Raw genomic sequence first — 17,935 nt, forward strand, 5'->3', positions numbered from 1 at the left:
GCGAACGACGACCGGGCACGGGAAAGACACTAAAGGGTGATCAGCCGCCCCGGAATCCGTGCGAACCATCCCCGGAAATCTGACCAAGGAAGGCCCGGTTGTGTTGTGAGACAACACAACCGGGCACGTCAACTCACACCGGCATCAGGCTGTGCTTGCGCGGATTCGGCTTCGCCGTGTCCTTCTCCCGCAGCAACCGCAGCGCCTTGCGAATCTCCAGGCGCGTCTGCGCCGGTTCGATGACCGCGTCCACGTACCCGCGCTCGGCGGCGATCCAGGGCGTTGCGATGGTCGCGTTGTAGAAGTCGATCATCTGCTCGCGCGCGGCGGCGCGCTGCGCGACCGGGGTCGCCTCGAGCTGCTTGCGGCCGATGATGCCGACCATGCTCTCCGCACCCATCACCGCGATCCGCGCCGTCGGCCAGGCGAGACTGATATCGGCGCCGAGTTGCTTGCAACCCATCACGGCGTAGCCGCCGCCGTAGGCCTTGCGCGTCACCACCGTCACGATCGGCACGGTCGCCTCGATCACCGCGCGGAAGAACCGTCCGCCGCGCTTGATGACACCGTTGCGTTCCTCCTCGACCCCGGGCAGCACGCCCGGGGTGTCGACGACGAACACCAGCGGCAGCCCGAAGGCGTCGCACAGCCGGATGAAATGGGTGGCCTTGTCCGAGCACTGCGCGTCCAGCGCGCCGCCGAGCACCTGCGGCTGGTTGGCGATCACGCCGACGCTGCGGCCGTCGACCCTGGCGAAGCCGGTGATCAGGTTCTGTGCGGTGCCCGCGGCCATCTCGTGGAACTCGCCGTCGTCGAACATCCGCAGCAGAACCTCGTGCATGTCGTAGCCGACCTTGTCCGAGTCCGGAATGATCGAGTTCAGCTCGAGGTCGTGCGCGGTGAGTTCGGGCTCCAGGCCCGGGTTCACCAGCGGCGGCTGTTCCAGGCAGCTGGTGGGCAGATAGCTCAGATAGTTGCGCACCCAATCGAACGCGGCCTGCTCATCAGGCGCGACGTGGTGCAGCGTGCCGTTCACGGCCTGGACGGCCGCGCCACCGAGTTCCTCGGCGCTGACCACCTCGCCGGTGACCGCCTTGATCACCTCGGGCCCGGTGACGAACATGTACGACTTCTCGGTGGCCACCAGCACGTCCATGTTGACCGGGCCGTACACCGAACCCGCCGCGCATTTGCCGAGCATGATCGCCACCATCGGCACGTACCCGGACAGCTCCTCCTGGCGCCGGCACATCAGCGCGTACCAGGCCAGCGAGGTCACGGCGTCCTGGATGCGGGCGCCGCCGGAGTCGTTGATCGCGACCACAGGGCAGGCCTTCTCGTAGGCGAACTCCATCGCGGCCGCGACCTTGCGGCCGAACATCTCACCGACCGAGCCGCCGTGCACGGTCTGGTCGTGCGCGATCACCACGACGGGTCGTCCGTCGATGGTGCCGCGACCGGTGACCACGCCGTCGCCGTACATCGCGTTGTTCGCGCCCGGCTGCCGGACCAGCTTGCCCATCTCCACGAAACTGCCCTTGTCGAGCAGCGCGCGCACCCGCTCGCGGGCGCTGGGTATGCCTTTCGCCTTGCGTTTCGCGATGCCGGTCTCGCCCGCGGGTTCCTCGGCCAGCTCCAGGATCCCCCGCAGCTCTTCCAGCTTGTCTCGCGTACCGCTCATATGTGGTGTAGCCCTTCGAAAACTCTGCCGCGTCGCCGGACGGGGGCGCAGCGCTCGATGGTATCCGTGGACCGTGTCGCTGCACACCTGTCGGTCGTTACCGATGGGACAGTTCACAGGTTTACCCGGCTCCCGCTCCGGCCCGACCGGTCCCGGTGCGACCTGTGTGCGCGGCGCGAGTTGTGCGAACTACCAGTCGCTGCCGCAGGTTGCGATGAGTGTTCATGACAGCCGTGGCTTCACCTTTTGCAGGGTGTGCGCCAGGTTCTAGGGTGGGCTCGACGCAGCGCCGGAATGCGCGGTCGGCGCTGCGTCATACCCTGGTGCCGCGGGGGATCGAGCATCGTCCGGATATCGAGGCGAACGTATTGTGTTGCCGGTCAACAGAAGAAATCCGCACCGAGGCAACCAATATGTCGAAAATCACTCGCAGGCTTGTGATTTCGCCCAATGCGAGCGGCCGAGGCTGATGACTTACCTGATTCCACCGGCGTATCCCGATTCGATCACGATTCGTCGCTAGCCTTTGTCAGTCATGACGGCTATGCGGATGAGTTCGGGCACCGAGAGTCTCGCGTCGAAACTGCTGGACTACTTGGCGCAGCACACGGGTGGTGGTCTGCACGGCGACGTCGCGCGAACCACGCGCAGCTGTGTGGTGGCGGCAGTGGAGCGGCGGACGCCACGGTGGCAGGCGGCGCTGGGTGAACCACCCGAAATCGCGGGCATCGCAACGCGATCGGCGCGCGAGGGTGTCGCACTGGAAACGGTGCTCGGCGCCTACCACGACGAAATCCGTTCCGGCCTCGAATTCGTCGCGGCCGGCGCCGAGAACGACGAGCTGGTCGCGGGCGCGCAATTGATCTTGCAGGTACTGGAAATGGTCACGCTCACCGCCTCGACCGCCTACGTGGACGAACATCGGCTGGTTGCCCGCGAACATCAGACCGCCGCACAGACTTTGGTCGCCGCGCTGCTCGGCGGGCACGCGCTGGGGGAGTTGGCGGCGCAGACCGGGATCGCGATCGCCGCGCGGTATCAGGTGGTGGCGCTGCACATCCCGGCGCACCCGGACGAGCGAAGACCGGGTGCCGGAACCGTGGCCGCGCGGCGCAAACTGCGCAGGCTGCAGGCGGCGCTGGCCGATCCGCTCGGCTCCCGGGCCTTGCCGCTGCTCTCGGCGGCGGGTGGCACGATCCTGGTCCCGGTCGACGCCCCGCACGCCCGGGTCGGTGCACCCGCGCTGACGGCCGACGTGCTCACCCTGCTCGGCGAGGCCGCAGAGGTGTCGCTGACCGCGGTGGTGGCCACGGGCGAGACCGCGTGCATCCCCGAACTGGCCGCGCATACCCACGATCTGCTGGACCGCATGCGAGCGGCGGGCCGGCCGCCGGGTCTCTATCGGGTCTGCGAACCGGTGAACGCGCCGGATTGTGATGCCGAACAGCCGGGCCGGGTACCGGTCGTCACCTCCACCAATGATCACGAAATAGGCCGTTCCGCCTGATATTTCCGCGTTATCGTCGAAATCGGCGTGCGCACCGCGCCGAGCAGAGGAGTGCCAGTGACCACCGCGTTGACCGATACGGATATTCTCCGCGAACTGGAACCCGTCGCCGAGCGCCTGCTCGATGATCATCTGCGCAAAACGAAGGCGTGGCACCCGCACGATTACGTGCCCTGGGATGATGGGCGGAATTTCGCCGCGCTCGGCGGAATCGATTGGGCGCCCGAGCAATCGCAGCTCACCGAGGTGGCCCGGATCGCGATGGTGACCAACCTGCTCACCGAGGACAATCTGCCCTCCTATCACCGGGAGATCTCGGAATCGTTCTCGCTCGACGGCGTTTGGGGCACCTGGGTGGGGCGCTGGACCGCTGAGGAGAACCGGCACGCGATAGTCATGCGCGACTATTTGGTGGTCACCCGCGCGGTGGACCCGGTGGCGCTGGAGCAGGCCAGGATGGCGCACATGACGACGGGAATCGCGAAACCCGTTAAAGGGCCGCAGTTTCTACGTTCTGTCGCTTATGTGACACTGCAGGAATTAGCCACCAGAATCAGCCATCGGAACACCGGGATCGCGTGCAATGAACCCGTCGCCGAGCGTATGCTGCAACGTATTGCCGCCGATGAAAACCTGCACATGATCTTTTATCGCAACATCAGCGCCGCGGCACTCGACCTGCTGCCGAACGAGATGCTGCGTGCCGTCACGGATATCGTCACACGCTTCCAGATGCCGGGCCTGACCCAGCCGAACTTCCGCCGCAACGCGGTCGTGCTGGCGAAGCACGGCATCTACGACCTCCGCCAGCACCTGGACACCGTGGTACAGCCGGTGCTACGGGCGTGGCGGGTGTTCGAACGCACCGATCTGTCCGGCGACGGTGAACGGGCACGCGACGAGCTGGCGGCCTACCTCGACGAATTAGCGCAGCAGGCAACGCGATTCGAGGAGCAACGCGATCGAGTAGCGGCCAGACAGGCAGAACGAGCCGCCGCGGCGCAATGAGTACCCGAGGGCCGATCACCGCGGCGGCGATGGTAGCCATCGCCGTGCTGGCCGGTGTGCCCGCGCAGGCGGACGACGTGCCCGGCGTGCCGAGCGCACCGCCGCCCGCGATCGATCCCGCGATGACCCGGACCGGACTGCTGTCCATCGAGAGCGCCGGACCGCAGCGGGACCACCTGAAGATCGCGTCCGCGGCCATGCGCCGGGTGATCGAGGTGGACGTGTTGCGCGGCACCGGCCCGGCACCGCGCCCGACGCTGTACCTGCTCGACGGCGTCGACGGCGAGACCACCTCGGGCTGGCTCAGCAAGGGCGGCGCGGCGCAGTTCTTCGCGGACAAGCCGGTGGACGTGGTGCTGACCAGCGGCGGTACCGGCAGCATGTACAGCGACTGGGTCCGCCACGACACCGCGCTCGGACTCAATCGGTGGGAGACCTTCCTGACCGAGGAACTGCCGCCGATCGTGGAATCGCTGCTGAAGGCCGACGGACGCCGGGCCATCGCGGGCGTGTCCATGGGGGCGCAGGCGGCGATGATGCTGGCGCAGCGCCATCCGGGCCGCTACCGCGCCGTCGCGGGCATGAGCGGCTGCTATTCCACCGCCGACCCGCTCGGTCACGCGGTCACCACGATCACCGTGGCCTCGCGCGGCGGTAATGTCGAAAACCTCTGGGGGCCACCGACTTCCCCGGAGTGGGCGGCGCACGACAGTCTGCTCGGCGCGCCGGCGCTGCGCGGCACCGCGATCTATCTGTCGGCCGCCACCGGCACGCCGACCGGCGCCGACCTGGTGTCGATCGCGCAGTCACCGTCGATCGTCGACGCGTTGCGGCTGGCCGGCGGTGGCGCCGCGCTGGAAGCGGGGGCGCGCACCTGCACCGAACGTTTCGCGGAGCGGCTGCACGAGCTGAAGATCCCCGCCGTCGTCGAGTACGCGCCCGAGGGCATGCACACCTGGCCTGATTTCGAAGCCCAGCTGCCGCGGGCGTGGCGGGTATTGGCCGAGGCGTTGGAACTGCCGTCGCCGAAGTGACGGGGAATCACCGCTCGGTGCGCGCGTTGAGACAGGTATGACCTCGGCACTTCCCTCCGTCCGGTTCTCCATCCTGGACCGCTCCCGCGTCCGGCGCGGCCAGAGCCATCCCGCGGCGCTGCGCGACACGATCGAGTTCGCGCGGCTCGCGGAGGAATGGGGCTACCACCGATTCTGGGTATCGGAGCACCACGGCGTGCCCGGCGTCGCCGGCTCGGCGCCGACGGTGCTGGCCGCGGCCGCCGCGGCGGCGACCGCGCGCATCCGGATCGGCACCGGCGGGGTCATGCTGCCCAACCATCAGCCGTTGATCGTCGCCGAACAGTTCGGCGTGCTGGAATCGCTGTATCCGGGGCGGATCGATATGGGTCTGGGCCGCTCGGTCGGCTTCACCGACGGGGTCCGGCGCGCGCTCGGGCACGACAAACGCGACGCCGAGGACTTCGACGCGCAGCTGACCGAAGTGCTGGACTATTTCACCCACGGCCGCGACGGCGTACACGGCTGGCCGGCCGAGGGTCTGCGGGTCCCGGCGTTCCTGCTGGCCACCGGCTCGGGCGCGGAGCGGGCAGCCCGTTTCGGGTTGCCGTTGGTGATCGCGGCGGTCGGCGGGCCGGATCGGATGATCGAGGCGATCGCCCGGTACCGCGACGGTTTCCAGGCCACGGCGTGGGGCGCCGAGCCGTACGTCATGGTCTCGGGCTCGGTCGTGATCGCCGATACCACCGCGCAGGCGCGGCGGCTGCTGCTGCCGGAGGCGTGGTCGGCCGCGTACTCGCGCACGCGCGGCGAGTTTCCGGCTCTGATCCCGCCCGCGGAGATCGAGGCGATGAGCATGACCGAGCGGGAACGGCGGATCTTCGAGGAATCGCTGGCCGGGCACGTGCACGGCACCGAAGACGAGGTCGCCGAGCAACTCGAGCACTGGGTGAGCGCCACCGGCGCCGACGAGATCCTGGTGCACACCAGCACCTTCGACCGCGCGGCGCGCCTGGAATCGCACCGGCGGCTGGCGCGGGTGGCCGGATTGACCACCGCGCGAACGGAATCGGCCGCCTGAAAGCTCAATCCTGCGGGGGCAAGGCGACTTCGGCGGCCGCATAGCCGAATACCGTGCGGCCGCGGGATCGGGCGTCGATGGCGATGGTGGCACGGCGGCGCCGCGCGTCCACCGCAGTGACCCGGCCGGTGAATTCGATCTCGCAGGTCGCCGCCGGTCCGATCCGCAGATAGTGCGTGTAGTGCGCGAACTGGGCGCGCAGCCGGGTGATTGCGGCCGGGTGGCCGAGGCGCGAGCTGACGAAGGCCGCGGCCAGGCCGAGTTTCAGCATGCTCGGTGCGGTGGTCGCGGGCAGCGTGTACTCCGTGGCCGAGGCGGTGCCGGGGGTGTCGGGGGCCCGGTCGCCGACGATCGCGGCGAAGTCCAAGAGGTCGTCACGGGAGAGCCGAACCGTCTGTGCGGGCAGCACGGTGCCGATGGTCAAGGTACGGAACGCAGTGTGGCGCAGTGGAAATGGCGTGGCCCCGCGCCGTGCGAGTGCTCGATGCTCGGTGTGCCGGGGGTGCGATGAGGACGGCCCACGCGTCCCGATCGCGCGGACCGGCTCGGCGCGGCGCGGCCCGCTCGCCCCGGTATGCGCGAGCAGTGAGGTGGTGCCGGTCTGCACCGGTGTGCCGTATTGGTCGGTGAGCACACTCTTGATCGTCAGGACGTCGTAATCGGCGAACTGGCGAAATGATTCGACGGTGTGGTCGCCGGTCAGCCGATCGCCCGCGACCAGTGGCCGCGTGGCGTCGAACACTTGGTCCGCGTGCAGAATTCGGGTCGGCCGATAGTCGGCGAGCACCGCATCCAATAATTCGCTCTGGACATCACCGAGAATTGCGCCGGCGAATGTCGCGGGGGCGACCAGGCCGGTGAATCCGAGCTCGGCGGCGGCATCGGCACTCCAGTGCGCCGGATGAAAATCCTGGACGGCCCGGGCGAATTCGCGAATCCGGGCGGCATCGACCAGATAGGGCGCCGTCGCCCGGCACCGCCGGTCGGCCGGCGTCCACGTGTTCACCTCGGTCATCGGCCCATACTCGGTCCGTGCGCGGTCGACAGCTGCTGGTCGGCAGCTTTTCTGGAGAATTCACGATCCGCGGGCCGCTGTGTTTGGGAAAAGCTCCGGAGCGGGCGAACTGTGCCGTTTACCTAAGCCCGACAACGACATTGGTGAGCTGTCCAGATACCCCGTCGTGAGCTAGGTCGCACTTTCCGGCGGATTTAGCGTTGGCGCAGTTTCCACGCTGTCGAGCGGAATTCGGCAGCGCGTCCGAACTCTTCTGCTCGAAATAGGAAGGTATGCAATGAAGCGAAGTACCTCAGGCCGTTCGTCGTTCGCGGCGGCGGTGATGCTGGGTGTTTCGGTGCTCGTGCTCGGCGTCGGAGGTGTCGGCGCGAACGCCGAACCCACAGCGCAACCGACCGAACAAGAGCTGGCCGATTACATCGCGGCGGGCCGCAAGGCCGCGCCGGTCGCGGACTCGGGCAGTTCGTCCGGTTCCGCGTGCAACTCCGGCAGTGGCGCGGGGTCGGGCAACGGCTCCGGCAACTGCTACGGCGGATCGGGGAGCAGTTCGGGGCTCTCGGGTGGATACGCCAGTGACACCGTCGGTTATGGACCGCCGATGACCTCCTGGCTGGCGGCCTTCGGCTACGGCCTGGCCAATCCCGACGCCGCGCCGCCCGGCGCCAACGACTGGAACTGCAAGCCGACCGCCGCGCATCCGCGACCGGTCGTGCTGCTGCACGGCACCTGGATGAACGCCTACAACGGCTACGCGTACATGGGCCAGCCGATCAAGGACGCGGGTTTCTGCACCTTCACGTTCAACTACGGCCGCTCCAGTGTGATCCAGGGCGGCGGGCTCGGCGCGGTGCTGCCCGGCGTGATGGGCACCGGCTACATCCAGGATTCCGCCAAGCAACTCGCCGTCTTCGTCGACCGGGTGCTCGCGGCGACCGGCGCCGGCGAGGTCGACATCGTGGCGCACTCGCAGGGCGGCTCGATGGCGAACTGGTACACCAAGTTCGAAGGCGGAGCCGAGAAGACGAAGAATCTGATCACCTACGGCGCCACCCACCACGGCACCTCGCTCGACGGCATCGGCGCGCTCGGCCGGGCGATCAACAACCTCGGCATCGATATCCTCGGCTTCATCGAGATCTTCGTGGGGCACGCGGGTATCCAGCAGACGATCGGCTCGGACTTCGTCAACCAGCTCAATGCCAACGGCGACACCGTGCCCGGCGTCGACTACACGATCGTCGGCACCCGCTACGACGAGGTCACCAACCCGTACCCGCTGACGTTCCTGCAGCCCGGGCCGGGCGCCACGGTGCAGAACATCACCCTGCAGGACGGCTGCGAACAGGACCTTTCGGACCATCTGACGATGATGTATTCGCCGCGCTCCCTCTCCATCGCGCTGCGCGCGCTCGACCCGGTCGGTCATCCGAACCTGGAGTGCACATTCAACCCGTGGGTGGTCGGCGGCGGCGGATCGCTGTAGCAACGCACGGGTGAGAGACCGAGCGGCGATCGCACGCGCCGCTCGGTCTGTACTCGTTGTGGCGGCATCTGTACTCGTTGTAGGGGCACCTGAACGAGATTCACCGCCCATTGGCCGCGCTGTCGCATCGTCTCCATCGAGCGCTGTTTTGCTCGAAGTCGCGCCGATCCGGTGCGGGCAGGTCCGGGACCACGTGCAGGGGATCCGGGCCCGCCCGCACCGGATCGCGTTGTTGTGCGGCAGTTCTCGGCAAGGTGTGCGAAGCGGAAGGCGTGTGATGAGACGAAGGTCAGCCGGTAGGTGGCCGATCGCCGCGGTGTTGGTCGGTGTCGCGATGCTCGTGCTCGGGGTGGCGGCCCCGGCCGCGAGCGCCGCACCGTCCGATCCGTCGGTGGCGGCGCGACTCGCCGAGCTGATCGGGGTGGACGGGCGGCCCGCGGCGATCGCGGCGTCCGACAGCATCTCGGGCCTGTCCGGCGGATTCGCCAGTGACACCGTCGGCTACGGTCCGCCACAGCGTTCGTTCCTGGCCGCTTTCGGTTACGGCCTGTTCCATCCGGACGCGGCGCCGCCGGGCAGCAACGACTGGAATTGCCGGCCGACCGCGGCACATCCGCGTCCGGTCGTGCTGCTGCACGGCACCTGGATGAACGCGTACAACAGCTTCGCGTACATGAGCGGGCCGCTACAGGACGCGGGCCTGTGCACCTTCGCCTTCAACTACGGCCGTTCCGGACCGATCCAGGGCGGAGGCGTGCCGCCGCTGCTGCCCGGCGTGATGGGCACCGGTGACATCGCGGATTCGGCTCGGCAGCTGGCCGGTTTCGTGGACCGGGTGCGCGCGGCCACCGGCGCGGCGCAGGTCGATCTCGTCGGCTACTCGCAGGGCGCGGCGATGGCGAACTGGTACACCAGGTTCGAGGGTGGCGCGGACAAGGTGGGGCAGCTGGTCAGCTTCGGCGGCACCCACCACGGGACCACCCTCGACGGCATCGGCCTGCTCGGCCGGATGATCAACAACATCGGCCTGAACGTGATCGGCGCGGCCGGTGTCGTGGTGGGCGACGCCGCGATCCAGCAGACGGTCGGTTCGAACTTCGTCGGACGGCTGAACGCGGACGGCGACACGGTGCCCGGCATCGACTACACCGTGGTCGGCACCCGCTACGACGAGATCGTCACGCCATATCAGTCGACCTTTCTGCGCCCGGGCGCGGGCGCGTCTGTCGCCGACATCACCCTGCAGGACGGCTGCGAGCAGGATCTCTCCGATCACCAGACGCTCATGTATTCGCCGCGTGCGCTCTCGATCGTGTTGCGCGCGCTCGATCCCGCCGGGCACCCCGATCTCGTCTGCACCTTCAACCCGTGGTTGATCGGCGGTGGCGGCGGCCTCTGACCCCACCCGCCGGGGGATCGCTTCTCCGAGCACAGGACTCCGGTCCGCCGCTCACGAAGGAGAAGCACACCATGACCGCACCACTGTCGCTCGTCCCGGACGGCCCGCCCGGATTCGGCGGGGCACTGGCGACTTTTCACCGCACGGTCCGGCACGTGCGGGCCTACCCGGCGCATCTGGCCCGCCACGGCGTCGACCCCGAAACGATCCGCACGCCGGCGGATTTCGCCGAGCTGCCGGTGGTCACCAAGGACAACTACCTGAAGGCGCACGCGCTCGCGGAGCTGATGCCGCACGGCGACATCAGCGAGGCGGGCACCTGGTCCAGCAGTTCGGGCTCCACCGGGAAGCCGACCTACTGGCCGCGAGAACTGTTGTCGCTGCAACACAGCCGCGAGTACTACGACCGCATCCTGCGCGCGTTCGACGTTCCGGGCCGGACGACGTTGCTGGTCAACGCTTTCGCGATGGGCACGTGGATCGGCGGCACCTACACCCACCACGGCGTGCTCGAAGCGCGCCGCCGGGGGCACCGGGTCTCGGTGGCCACGCCCGGCATCGATGTGGACGCGGTCCTCGCCACCATGGCCGATCTCGGCCCGCACTACGACCAGGTGGTGCTCGCCGCGTACCCGCCGTTCGCCCAGGACGTGCTGGACCACGCGCCGGCCGAGGTGCGCGCGCTGAAACCCGCGCTGCTGCTGGCGGGGGAGAACATCACCGAAGCCTGGCGCGATCACGTGCTCGCCCGTACGGGGCAACCGGATCGGCCGGAGCGCACCTGTGCGATCTACGGCACCGCCGACGCGGGTGTGATGGGGCACGAGACACCGACCACCATCGCCATCCGCCGGCTGGCCCGCACCGATGCCCGTTTGCGCGCGGCGCTTTTCGGCGACGACGATCCCGCGTTGCCCACCTTCGTCGAGTACGACCCACACCTGCGCTACACCGAAACCGATGCGCAGGGCCGGTTCCTGTTCACTGTCGACGGCGCCCTGCCGCTGGTGCGGTACCGGATCAACGACGAAGGGTCGATCCTGACCCCGTGGCAGGTCGCCGCGGCGCTGCGCCGCTGCGGGCACCGGATTCCGGTGCACACCAACACCATCGGTGCGGGCTTCCTCGCGCTGCACCGGCGCCGGGACGTCGCCGCGAGCTTCTATGCCGTGAAGCTGTACCCGGAAAACGTCCGCGCGGCACTGGAGCAGCCCGAGGTCGCCGCGCAGGTGACCGGAAAGTTCGTGCTGGCCACCGTGACCGGCGCCGCCTTCGAACAGACGCTGACCCTGCGGGTCGAGCTGCGGGCGGCGGCCGAAGCCGGTGCCGATTTCACCGCCCGGCTCCGGCAACTCGTCACCGCGGAACTGGCACGCAGCAACAGCGAATACCGCAGGCTGCGTGCCGTTCTCGGGGCGGCCGCCGAGCCCGTGCTCACCCTCGAGCCCTTCGGCGGCACCGCCTTCCGGTACACCGCCAAGCACAAGTACCTGGAGCAGAACCGATGATCGAGATCCTGGACCCCTTCGCCGATACCGCGCGGATCGCACATCTGCTGCGGCCCGCCGCGCGCTACCACCTGGTGGACGCGCACGCGGCGGCCGCGGCCGAGCTCGCCGCGATCGACCCCGCCGCGGCGGCGCTCACCACCCGGTTCGTCGTCTACCCGTGGCGGCGCACGATCGTGCGCCTGCCCGAATCCGAGGCGTTCTGGCGGCTGCGTACCGCGCGCAATCGGTATCTGCTCGACGAACCCGAGCAGCGCGCCTGGTCGGCCGCGCTGGTCGGCGTCGCGGGCCTGAGCGTCGGCTGGTCGGCCCTGTCGGTCTGCGCGCTGACCGGTGCCCGGCGATTCCGGCTGGCCGAGCACGATCGGCTGTCGCTCACCAACCTGAACCGGCTGCCCGCGTCGGTGTGCGATCTCGGGGTGCCGAAGCTGACCATCGCGCACCGGCGGGTGCTCGAAATCGACCCGTACAGTGAGGTTTCCGCTTTTCCGGACGGTTACACCCCGGCGGCGGCCGCGCAATTCCTCGGTACCGCGCCGGGCGCGGAACCGCTCACCGTGCTGGTGGAGGAAATGGACGATCTCCCGGCGAAGATCGATATCCGCCGGCGCGCCAGGGCCGCGGGCATCCCGGTCGTCATGGCCACCGACAACGGGGACAACGCGATCCTCGACGTCGAGCGATTCGATCTGGAACCGCGGTACCCGATCTTCCACGGCCGGGTCGGCGACCTCGACGATCTCACCGCTGCCGAACTCACGGACCCGGCCACCCGGGCGCGGGTGGCGCAGCGCATCGTGGGCACCGAACTCACGCCGCGCACCCGCTTCTCGCTCACCGAGGTGGGCCGGTCGCTGCACTCCTGGCCGCAGCTCGGCACGGCCGCGGCGGTCGCGGGTGCGGCGGCCGCGTACGCGGCGCGGCTGGTGGCCACGGGGCACCCGCTACCGTCGGGGCGCTACCGGATCGACCTCGACCGGGCGCTGCTCGGCAGCGCCGCCGAGGCGGCCGGGAGCTGGAACGAACTGAGCGAGCCCGCGTTCCGGGCCGCGATGGCGCGCGGAGGTGCGCGGCCGTGACCGAGTGGCGTTGTGCGCGTTCAGCCTTCGGCATCGACCGGCGGCATCGTGCCGGCGTGCCCGTGAATCCAGATGGGCGTGATGGTGTGTCGGCTGAACCGCCACCCGTGCTCGCCGCGCTCGGCTCGAAAGATGTATCGGCTGCCCAGCATTCGGTGCTCGTCGGGCCGCTCGCCCACGGGCACGAACACCGCGAGCACGTCGGCGGTGACCGTCGCCGCGGCGCCGTCCGCGGCGATCACCAGTCCGGAGACGAAATGCTGGGTGGCCGCGTATATCTCGTGGTTACCGCGGGCGAGCTCGATGATCGCGGCGGCGCCGCTCGACCGGCCCGCGGGCGTCTCGAGCGTCGCGTCGGCGGTGTACACCTCGGCCAGGCCGTCGAAGTTCCTGGTATCCAGGCACTGCGTGACCGCCGTGACGAGATCGTGCAGTTCCGCGCGGTCGAGCAGGTCCTCGGTACGCCGGGCATTCGACGTCATGTCGACAAACTAGTGCAGTCCGGGCGGTCGCGTCGAGGCAATTGTCCGCAACGGTCGCAGCGCGGGGTGCGGGGATGAACGCGCTGCGACGCGCGGTGATCTCCGCCTGCGCGCTCACCCGGACCACGGAGCTGCTGGTCGGGCACACGGGTGCGCGCTGGTTCCTGCCCGAGGTGCTGATCCCGCGGTTCGCGGCGCTGGGCGGTTTCGACGCCGCGGTGTTCACCGCGCAGCTCACGGCGGTCCGGTCCTTCGACGACGAGCAGTGGACCGCGTACTGGCAGCGACTCGCGGACGAGCGGCTCGCGGCGGCGTACCGAGGTCTGGCGACGGTGGCGGCCGGGCAGGGGGAGCGGCTGCCGGATGCGCACTTGCTGTTCGGGCACGGGGCCGCGCGCAGCGCGGAGCAACTCGGCAGGCTGCTGGGGCCGGTCGCGGAAGTCGCCGGCGATCGCGGGCCGGTGCCACGGCGCGACGAGATCGACCGGGCACTGCGCGCGGCCACGCCGCTGGATGCGGCGCGAATTGCTGTGCTGGACAGCCTGTTACAGGCCATCGCCTATCAGATCGTCGCCGCCTGGCCCGGCGGGACACCGGCGCGGCTGCGGGCGTATCGGCGGGCACGGTTGCTCGCCGAACTGGTGCTCACGGCTCTGGGGCCCGCGCTCGGGCTGGATATCGCCGTGGTCGAGATAGCGGCCGGGAGCGAAATCGTCCGTGCCGTCACGATTTTCCCGCGCGGCACGCAGCGCTGCCCGGTGGCGCTCGTGACGAACGGGCTGGACGGTACCGCGGCGGAGCTGGCATTCCCGCTGCTGAAATACCGGCACACCGGGCTGGGCCTGTTGCTCATGGAGCTGCCGGGCAGTTATGGCGGTGCGCGGCCGGATCCGGTAGCGGCGCCCGAGGTCTACCGCGCGGTGCTCGACTATCTCAGCGCGCACCGTCGCGTGGCCGCCGACCGAATCGCGATGTTCGGCATGAGTTTCGGTGGTTACTGGGCCGTGCGGACGGCCGCAGTCGACGCCAGGGTGCGGTGTGCGGTGTGCTGCGGCGCACCCGCACACCGCGCGTTCGGCCCGGCCGGCGCGCTCGGCGTGCCGGAGCCCGTGTTGCGCGCCATGGGCGGCGCGCTCGGCGCGCGGACCCTGCGCCGGATCGGGGCCGAACTCGCCACGCTGTCGCTGCGCCGATGGTATGCCGACATCGGGATACCGCTGCTGGTCCTCGGCGGTGACCGCGACCAGGTGGTCGACGTTCGGGACGCGCGGGAACTCGCGGCCGCGGTGCCGAGCGCGACCTTGCGTCTGTATCCGGGGGACGACCACTGTGCCCCAGCGCATTTCGTGGAGTGGTTGGATACGGCCCTGCGCTGGCTGACCGCCCACCTCGGGGCGGGACAGCCCGCTATCGGCGCCGCAGTCCGTCCAGCACCAGCGTGCTGACGAATTCGGCGTTCTCGTCGGGGTCCACCGACCGGCGGGTGAAACAGCGCAGCAGCAGGGTGTTGGTGAGCAGCGCGGCGAGGTCCTGCGGGGACTGATCGTCGGCGAACACGCCCGCGCCCTGGGCCTCGGTGAGGATCGGGACGAGGAGGCCGGGAAAATCGAGCTCGCGCCGGATCGAGATCAACCCGTCCTCCTCGGCGTAGGTGTCGTGCGCGACCGCCGCCATCAGCGCGTCCATGAACGCACGCTCGGTGGCGACCAGGCGGGCGCAGCGGACGAAGTGGCGGCGCACGATAGCGACCGCGTCGTAGCCGATCGCCGCATCGTCGGCGATATCGAGTCGCAGCGAGGCGTACGCGGGTTTCAGCGCGTCCAGGATGAGCTGCGTCTTGGTCGGGAAGATCCGTTTGGCCTTGTCCAGCGGGACCCGCGCCTCGGTCGCGATCGCCTCGATCCCGGTCAGGAAATAGCCGCGCTTGGTGAATTCGGTCCGGGCGGCGCTCAGCAATGCCGCGCGCGGTTCGCTCGGCAGGGCGGTCGGCAGGGCGGGTGCGGCGGCCAGCGCGGTGAGCGCGTCCTCGATGTGCTCGTGCCGCTGCTCGGTGTCCACCGCGACGTTCAGCACGCCGAGCACCGCCGCGGCGACGAGTTCGGCGGGTACCGCCGCCGGCTCGACCCGATGCCGGAGGAGAAAGCCCTCCAGCAGCGCGGACAACACCACGCAGAAGCTCTCCTTGGTGAGCGGTTTGCGCAGTGTCGCACCGGATTTGGCGAACAGCACCTCGAAGATCGCCAGGATCAGCTGATCGGTGTGCCGGTAGGTCGCCTGCACACCGCCGCGCGGTGCGGTCGGCGCGAGCGTGTGGGCGAGCAGCCTGGTCGTCGCACCCTGGTCCGAACAGGCGGCGTCGAAGTGGGTGACCACCAGTGCGCGGACCGCGCGGATGCGGTCGCCGTCCGCGGCGTCGAGCGCCTGTCGCGCACACTCGCAGACATCGGCCGTGCGCACCCTGGCGTCGTCGATCAGTTGGTCGAGCACCCGGACCAGGAACCGGGATTTGGTGGCGAACTTGCGGTAGAAGGTGGCGTTCGAGGAGTTCGCCCGGTCGATCACCTCCTCGATGCGCAGGCCGCCGTCCACTAGCTTGGCGGGCTGCTCGAGCAGCACCTGCAAGCCGGCCCGGACGAGTTCGGTGGCCGCACGGTCATCGACGGGAATGAGTTTGCTCCTGACTGGCTGTCCCGCGGTCGCGAGACGCGGAGATGTCAGAGGGTTGATCCGGACACACCGGCGAGCCGTTACGCCGCATCTGAGAGTGATCGCTCTCGAGTGACGGCGATCGGTCCGCGCGCTGGCAGTGACGTGCGGATCATTGCGCGGTTACATAGGCGGTGCCCCCTTGGATTCGTTGTGTACCGGGGGATTTCGGATAGTGAAGCGAAGGAACGAGCGATGCGTACCGTGGCCGGAAACGAGAACGAACCGCAGCGTGCCGCGGCCGAGACCACTCCGTTGCTGAGTAGTCGCGAAACCCAGGTACTGCTCGCGTGGTTCCACGCGGACTCCAAGAATGTCGTTGCGACGCAGCTGTTCATCGCGCTCGGCACGGTGAACACGCACCTGTCCCGGATCAGGGACAAGTACGCGGCGGCAGGCCGGCCCGCGCCGACCAAAGCGGCGCTGGTGGCCCGCGCGCTGCAGGACGGCCTCATCGCTATCGATGATCTGTGAGCACCTCGTCTTTCACTCGGTGATCGTCGCGCACTGCGCCGACATCGTCGCGGCGATATCGGTCGCGGTGAGTGTCGCCGACGTGCACGCGGCGAGATATTCGGCCCAGGAGCTCTCCTGCTCCACGAAGGCCTCGGACTGCGTTGTCGCACAGAAGAACTGAGCCGAGGCCACCTTGTCGTCCAGTCCGAAGACCACGTCGACGGCCACCTCGCGCTGCGCGGCGACCGTGATCGCGGCGATCGCCCGGCGGCCGATCACATGTTTGGCGTGCACCTTCGCCAAGGTGAGATCCCGGACCCGCGGCGTACTGATCCCGACGACGTTGCCGTAGTGCCATCGGCGCCCCGCCTGCCCGCCCGCCTGGCCGGCGGCGGCGTGCACCGCGAGGATGAGCTCGCTCAGCGCCGCGGCGGCAACTGCCACCTCATACGTTTGTCGACGGTTCACCTCGGTGCCCAAACCTTCCGCCTGCGGTCGCGTTGATAGTGGCCCGGCGACCGAGTTCAGAATAAACAATGCCCTGGGAATTCCTTGGGCGCCGTTGGTCTGCAACGACGGTGCGGTCCTCGCCGGATGCCCGTTCCGTTTCGTCCGCTAACACTTGACGTTGTCACGATTCGGCAACGTTGTCTGTCGGTCGAATGTCCGACACCGCCGCTCGGGTTATCGGGGACCGCGCCCCTCGGCGACCGGCGTCGGCAACCGCTCCAGGCCGGGCAGCGTGCCGAGCGGGATCGCTTGGGCGGCAACGAAGACATCGGCGAAACCCACCGGCACCCGCGCGCCGACCGTGCCGATACCGAACTGCCACGGCGGTCGCAGGGCGCCTTGCGGCCCGCTCACCCGCTTCGCGATCTGCGTGGTGGTGAAATCGGTGTCGCAGTGCGGGAAGCAGTGGACGGCGACCGCTGATCCGTCGGGCCCGTCCAAGGCCATCCACATGATCGCACTGCGGCCCGGAAAGCAGCCGACATACGGCGATTCCGAGGCGAGCCGGGTGGTGTGGAAGGCCGGGGCCGCGTCGGCCAGTGCGGTGAAGCAGCGGCGGATATCACCGGGGCCATAGATCAGCAGGCTGAGCCCGGCCTGATCGAGCCCGATGAAGGTGGCCTGCTTGGGATTGCCCTCGTCGCGGGGATCGAGCAGCGCGACCCGCCCCGGTCCGGTGCTCGGGTGTGCGGTCCGCGGCCGGTGTCCGAACAGTGCCATCGCTCATCGCCCCTGGTAGCTCTGTAGGATCTGGATCTTCTTGTCCAAGTAGCGCTTCAACACATTCGCGTTGTTGTCGAACGTGGCAACCGAGCGCAGCACCTGTTCGAGATCACGCTCGAACTGGTCCTTCACGCTGTCGCGCCACTCGGCGCCACGCAGCGAGGAGCGCACCCGGGTGATCGCCTGATTGATCTCCCGCTGCGATCGATCGATATCGCCCTTGAGCTTCTTGAGCGAATCCGGGTTCGCCTGAATGGAACTCATCGTTTCTCCTTGTCGGGTTC

The 17,935-nt window shown here is 69.0% G+C and carries 17 protein-coding genes; 10 read left to right on the forward strand and 7 right to left on the reverse strand.

The genetic code is table 11. The annotated features are described in order from the left end of the window. Positions 1 to 133: 133 nt before the first annotated feature. Positions 134 to 1,681, reverse strand: coding sequence for an acyl-CoA carboxylase subunit beta (locus NVU01S_RS01190; RefSeq protein ID WP_042255654.1), 1,548 nt, complete (start codon positions 1,679 to 1,681; stop codon positions 134 to 136). A 535-nt stretch (positions 1,682 to 2,216) separates the two neighbouring features. On the opposite strand from NVU01S_RS01190, the gene NVU01S_RS01195 reads away from it, so the two are divergent. From NVU01S_RS01195 to NVU01S_RS01210, 4 genes are read left to right on the forward strand one after another with little or no spacing between them, the layout of a single operon-like run. Next, positions 2,217 to 3,188 carry an RsbRD N-terminal domain-containing protein gene (locus NVU01S_RS01195; protein ID WP_244467298.1) on the forward strand — a complete coding sequence of 324 codons (972 nt, stop codon included), beginning with the start codon at positions 2,217 to 2,219 and terminating at the stop codon, positions 3,186 to 3,188. A gap of 57 nt (positions 3,189 to 3,245) precedes the next feature. Beyond that, positions 3,246 to 4,196: an acyl-ACP desaturase gene (locus NVU01S_RS01200; RefSeq protein WP_043672388.1), complete on the forward strand. Its 951-nt coding sequence runs from the start codon at positions 3,246 to 3,248 to the stop codon at positions 4,194 to 4,196. Beyond that, the gene (locus NVU01S_RS01205; RefSeq protein WP_043672385.1) at positions 4,193 to 5,230 is read left to right on the forward strand and encodes an alpha/beta hydrolase; all 1,038 of its coding nucleotides are present in this window, start codon (positions 4,193 to 4,195) and stop codon (positions 5,228 to 5,230) included. The genes NVU01S_RS01200 and NVU01S_RS01205 overlap by 4 nt, the downstream gene beginning before the upstream one ends. A gap of 37 nt (positions 5,231 to 5,267) precedes the next feature. After that, on the forward strand, positions 5,268 to 6,290 hold the full coding sequence (locus tag NVU01S_RS01210) for an LLM class flavin-dependent oxidoreductase (RefSeq protein ID WP_043672383.1): 1,023 nt from the start codon (positions 5,268 to 5,270) through the stop codon (positions 6,288 to 6,290). Between the two features lie 4 nt (positions 6,291 to 6,294). Here NVU01S_RS01210 and NVU01S_RS01215 read toward each other — a convergent pair whose 3' ends face one another. Continuing rightward, positions 6,295 to 7,305: an FAS1-like dehydratase domain-containing protein gene (locus NVU01S_RS01215; RefSeq protein WP_043672380.1), complete on the reverse strand. Its 1,011-nt coding sequence runs from the start codon at positions 7,303 to 7,305 to the stop codon at positions 6,295 to 6,297. 277 nt (positions 7,306 to 7,582) lie between these two features. Here NVU01S_RS01215 and NVU01S_RS01220 point away from each other — a divergent pair, with 277 nt between their 5' ends. From NVU01S_RS01220 to NVU01S_RS01235, 4 genes are all read left to right on the forward strand, one after another. Further along, on the forward strand, positions 7,583 to 8,788 hold the full coding sequence (locus NVU01S_RS01220) for an esterase/lipase family protein (RefSeq protein ID WP_244467297.1): 1,206 nt from the start codon (positions 7,583 to 7,585) through the stop codon (positions 8,786 to 8,788). A 277-nt stretch (positions 8,789 to 9,065) separates the two neighbouring features. Next, positions 9,066 to 10,187 (forward strand): esterase/lipase family protein, encoded by a 1,122-nt coding sequence (locus NVU01S_RS01225; RefSeq protein WP_043672377.1) that lies wholly within the window; start codon positions 9,066 to 9,068, stop codon positions 10,185 to 10,187. A 71-nt stretch (positions 10,188 to 10,258) separates the two neighbouring features. After that, positions 10,259 to 11,695 carry a phenylacetate--CoA ligase family protein gene (locus tag NVU01S_RS01230; protein ID WP_052280718.1) on the forward strand — a complete coding sequence of 479 codons (1,437 nt, stop codon included), beginning with the start codon at positions 10,259 to 10,261 and terminating at the stop codon, positions 11,693 to 11,695. Next, positions 11,692 to 12,774, forward strand: a complete 1,083-nt coding sequence (locus tag NVU01S_RS01235; RefSeq protein ID WP_043672374.1) for a ThiF family adenylyltransferase — start codon at positions 11,692 to 11,694, stop codon at positions 12,772 to 12,774. Before NVU01S_RS01230 ends, NVU01S_RS01235 begins: the two co-directional genes overlap by 4 nt. Before the next feature lie 20 nt (positions 12,775 to 12,794). On the opposite strand, the gene NVU01S_RS01240 is transcribed toward NVU01S_RS01235, so the two are convergent. Beyond that, a complete protein-coding gene (locus tag NVU01S_RS01240) occupies positions 12,795 to 13,256 on the reverse strand; it encodes a nuclear transport factor 2 family protein (RefSeq protein ID WP_043672372.1) in 462 nt (153 codons plus the stop codon). 74 nt (positions 13,257 to 13,330) lie between these two features. On the opposite strand from NVU01S_RS01240, the gene NVU01S_RS01245 reads away from it, so the two are divergent. Next, positions 13,331 to 14,701: an alpha/beta hydrolase family protein gene (locus NVU01S_RS01245; protein WP_052280717.1), complete on the forward strand. Its 1,371-nt coding sequence runs from the start codon at positions 13,331 to 13,333 to the stop codon at positions 14,699 to 14,701. Here the strand turns inward: NVU01S_RS01245 and NVU01S_RS01250 are convergent. After that, entirely contained in the window at positions 14,664 to 15,872 is a 1,209-nt protein-coding gene (locus NVU01S_RS01250; RefSeq protein ID WP_244467296.1) for a TetR/AcrR family transcriptional regulator, read from the reverse strand. The two genes, NVU01S_RS01245 and NVU01S_RS01250, sit on opposite strands and share 38 nt — an antisense overlap. A 285-nt stretch (positions 15,873 to 16,157) precedes the next feature. On the opposite strand from NVU01S_RS01250, the gene NVU01S_RS01255 reads away from it, so the two are divergent. Then, positions 16,158 to 16,436: a LuxR C-terminal-related transcriptional regulator gene (locus NVU01S_RS01255; RefSeq protein WP_043672368.1), complete on the forward strand. Its 279-nt coding sequence runs from the start codon at positions 16,158 to 16,160 to the stop codon at positions 16,434 to 16,436. 12 nt (positions 16,437 to 16,448) lie between these two features. On the opposite strand, the gene NVU01S_RS01260 is transcribed toward NVU01S_RS01255, so the two are convergent. The 3 genes from NVU01S_RS01260 to NVU01S_RS01270 form a co-directional block, all read right to left on the reverse strand. Beyond that, on the reverse strand, positions 16,449 to 16,886 hold the full coding sequence (locus tag NVU01S_RS01260; RefSeq protein WP_156161619.1) for a hypothetical protein: 438 nt from the start codon (positions 16,884 to 16,886) through the stop codon (positions 16,449 to 16,451). A 216-nt stretch (positions 16,887 to 17,102) separates the two neighbouring features. Beyond that, positions 17,103 to 17,648: a hypothetical protein gene (locus NVU01S_RS01265; RefSeq protein WP_043672364.1), complete on the reverse strand. Its 546-nt coding sequence runs from the start codon at positions 17,646 to 17,648 to the stop codon at positions 17,103 to 17,105. A 3-nt stretch (positions 17,649 to 17,651) separates the two neighbouring features. Beyond that, positions 17,652 to 17,915, reverse strand: a complete 264-nt coding sequence (locus NVU01S_RS01270) for a BAR domain-containing protein (RefSeq protein ID WP_014984831.1) — start codon at positions 17,913 to 17,915, stop codon at positions 17,652 to 17,654. Positions 17,916 to 17,935 lie beyond the last annotated feature (20 nt).

Source organism: Nocardia vulneris (genome assembly GCF_001613425.1).
GTDB classification, from domain to species: Bacteria; Actinomycetota; Actinomycetes; order Mycobacteriales; family Mycobacteriaceae; genus Nocardia; species Nocardia vulneris.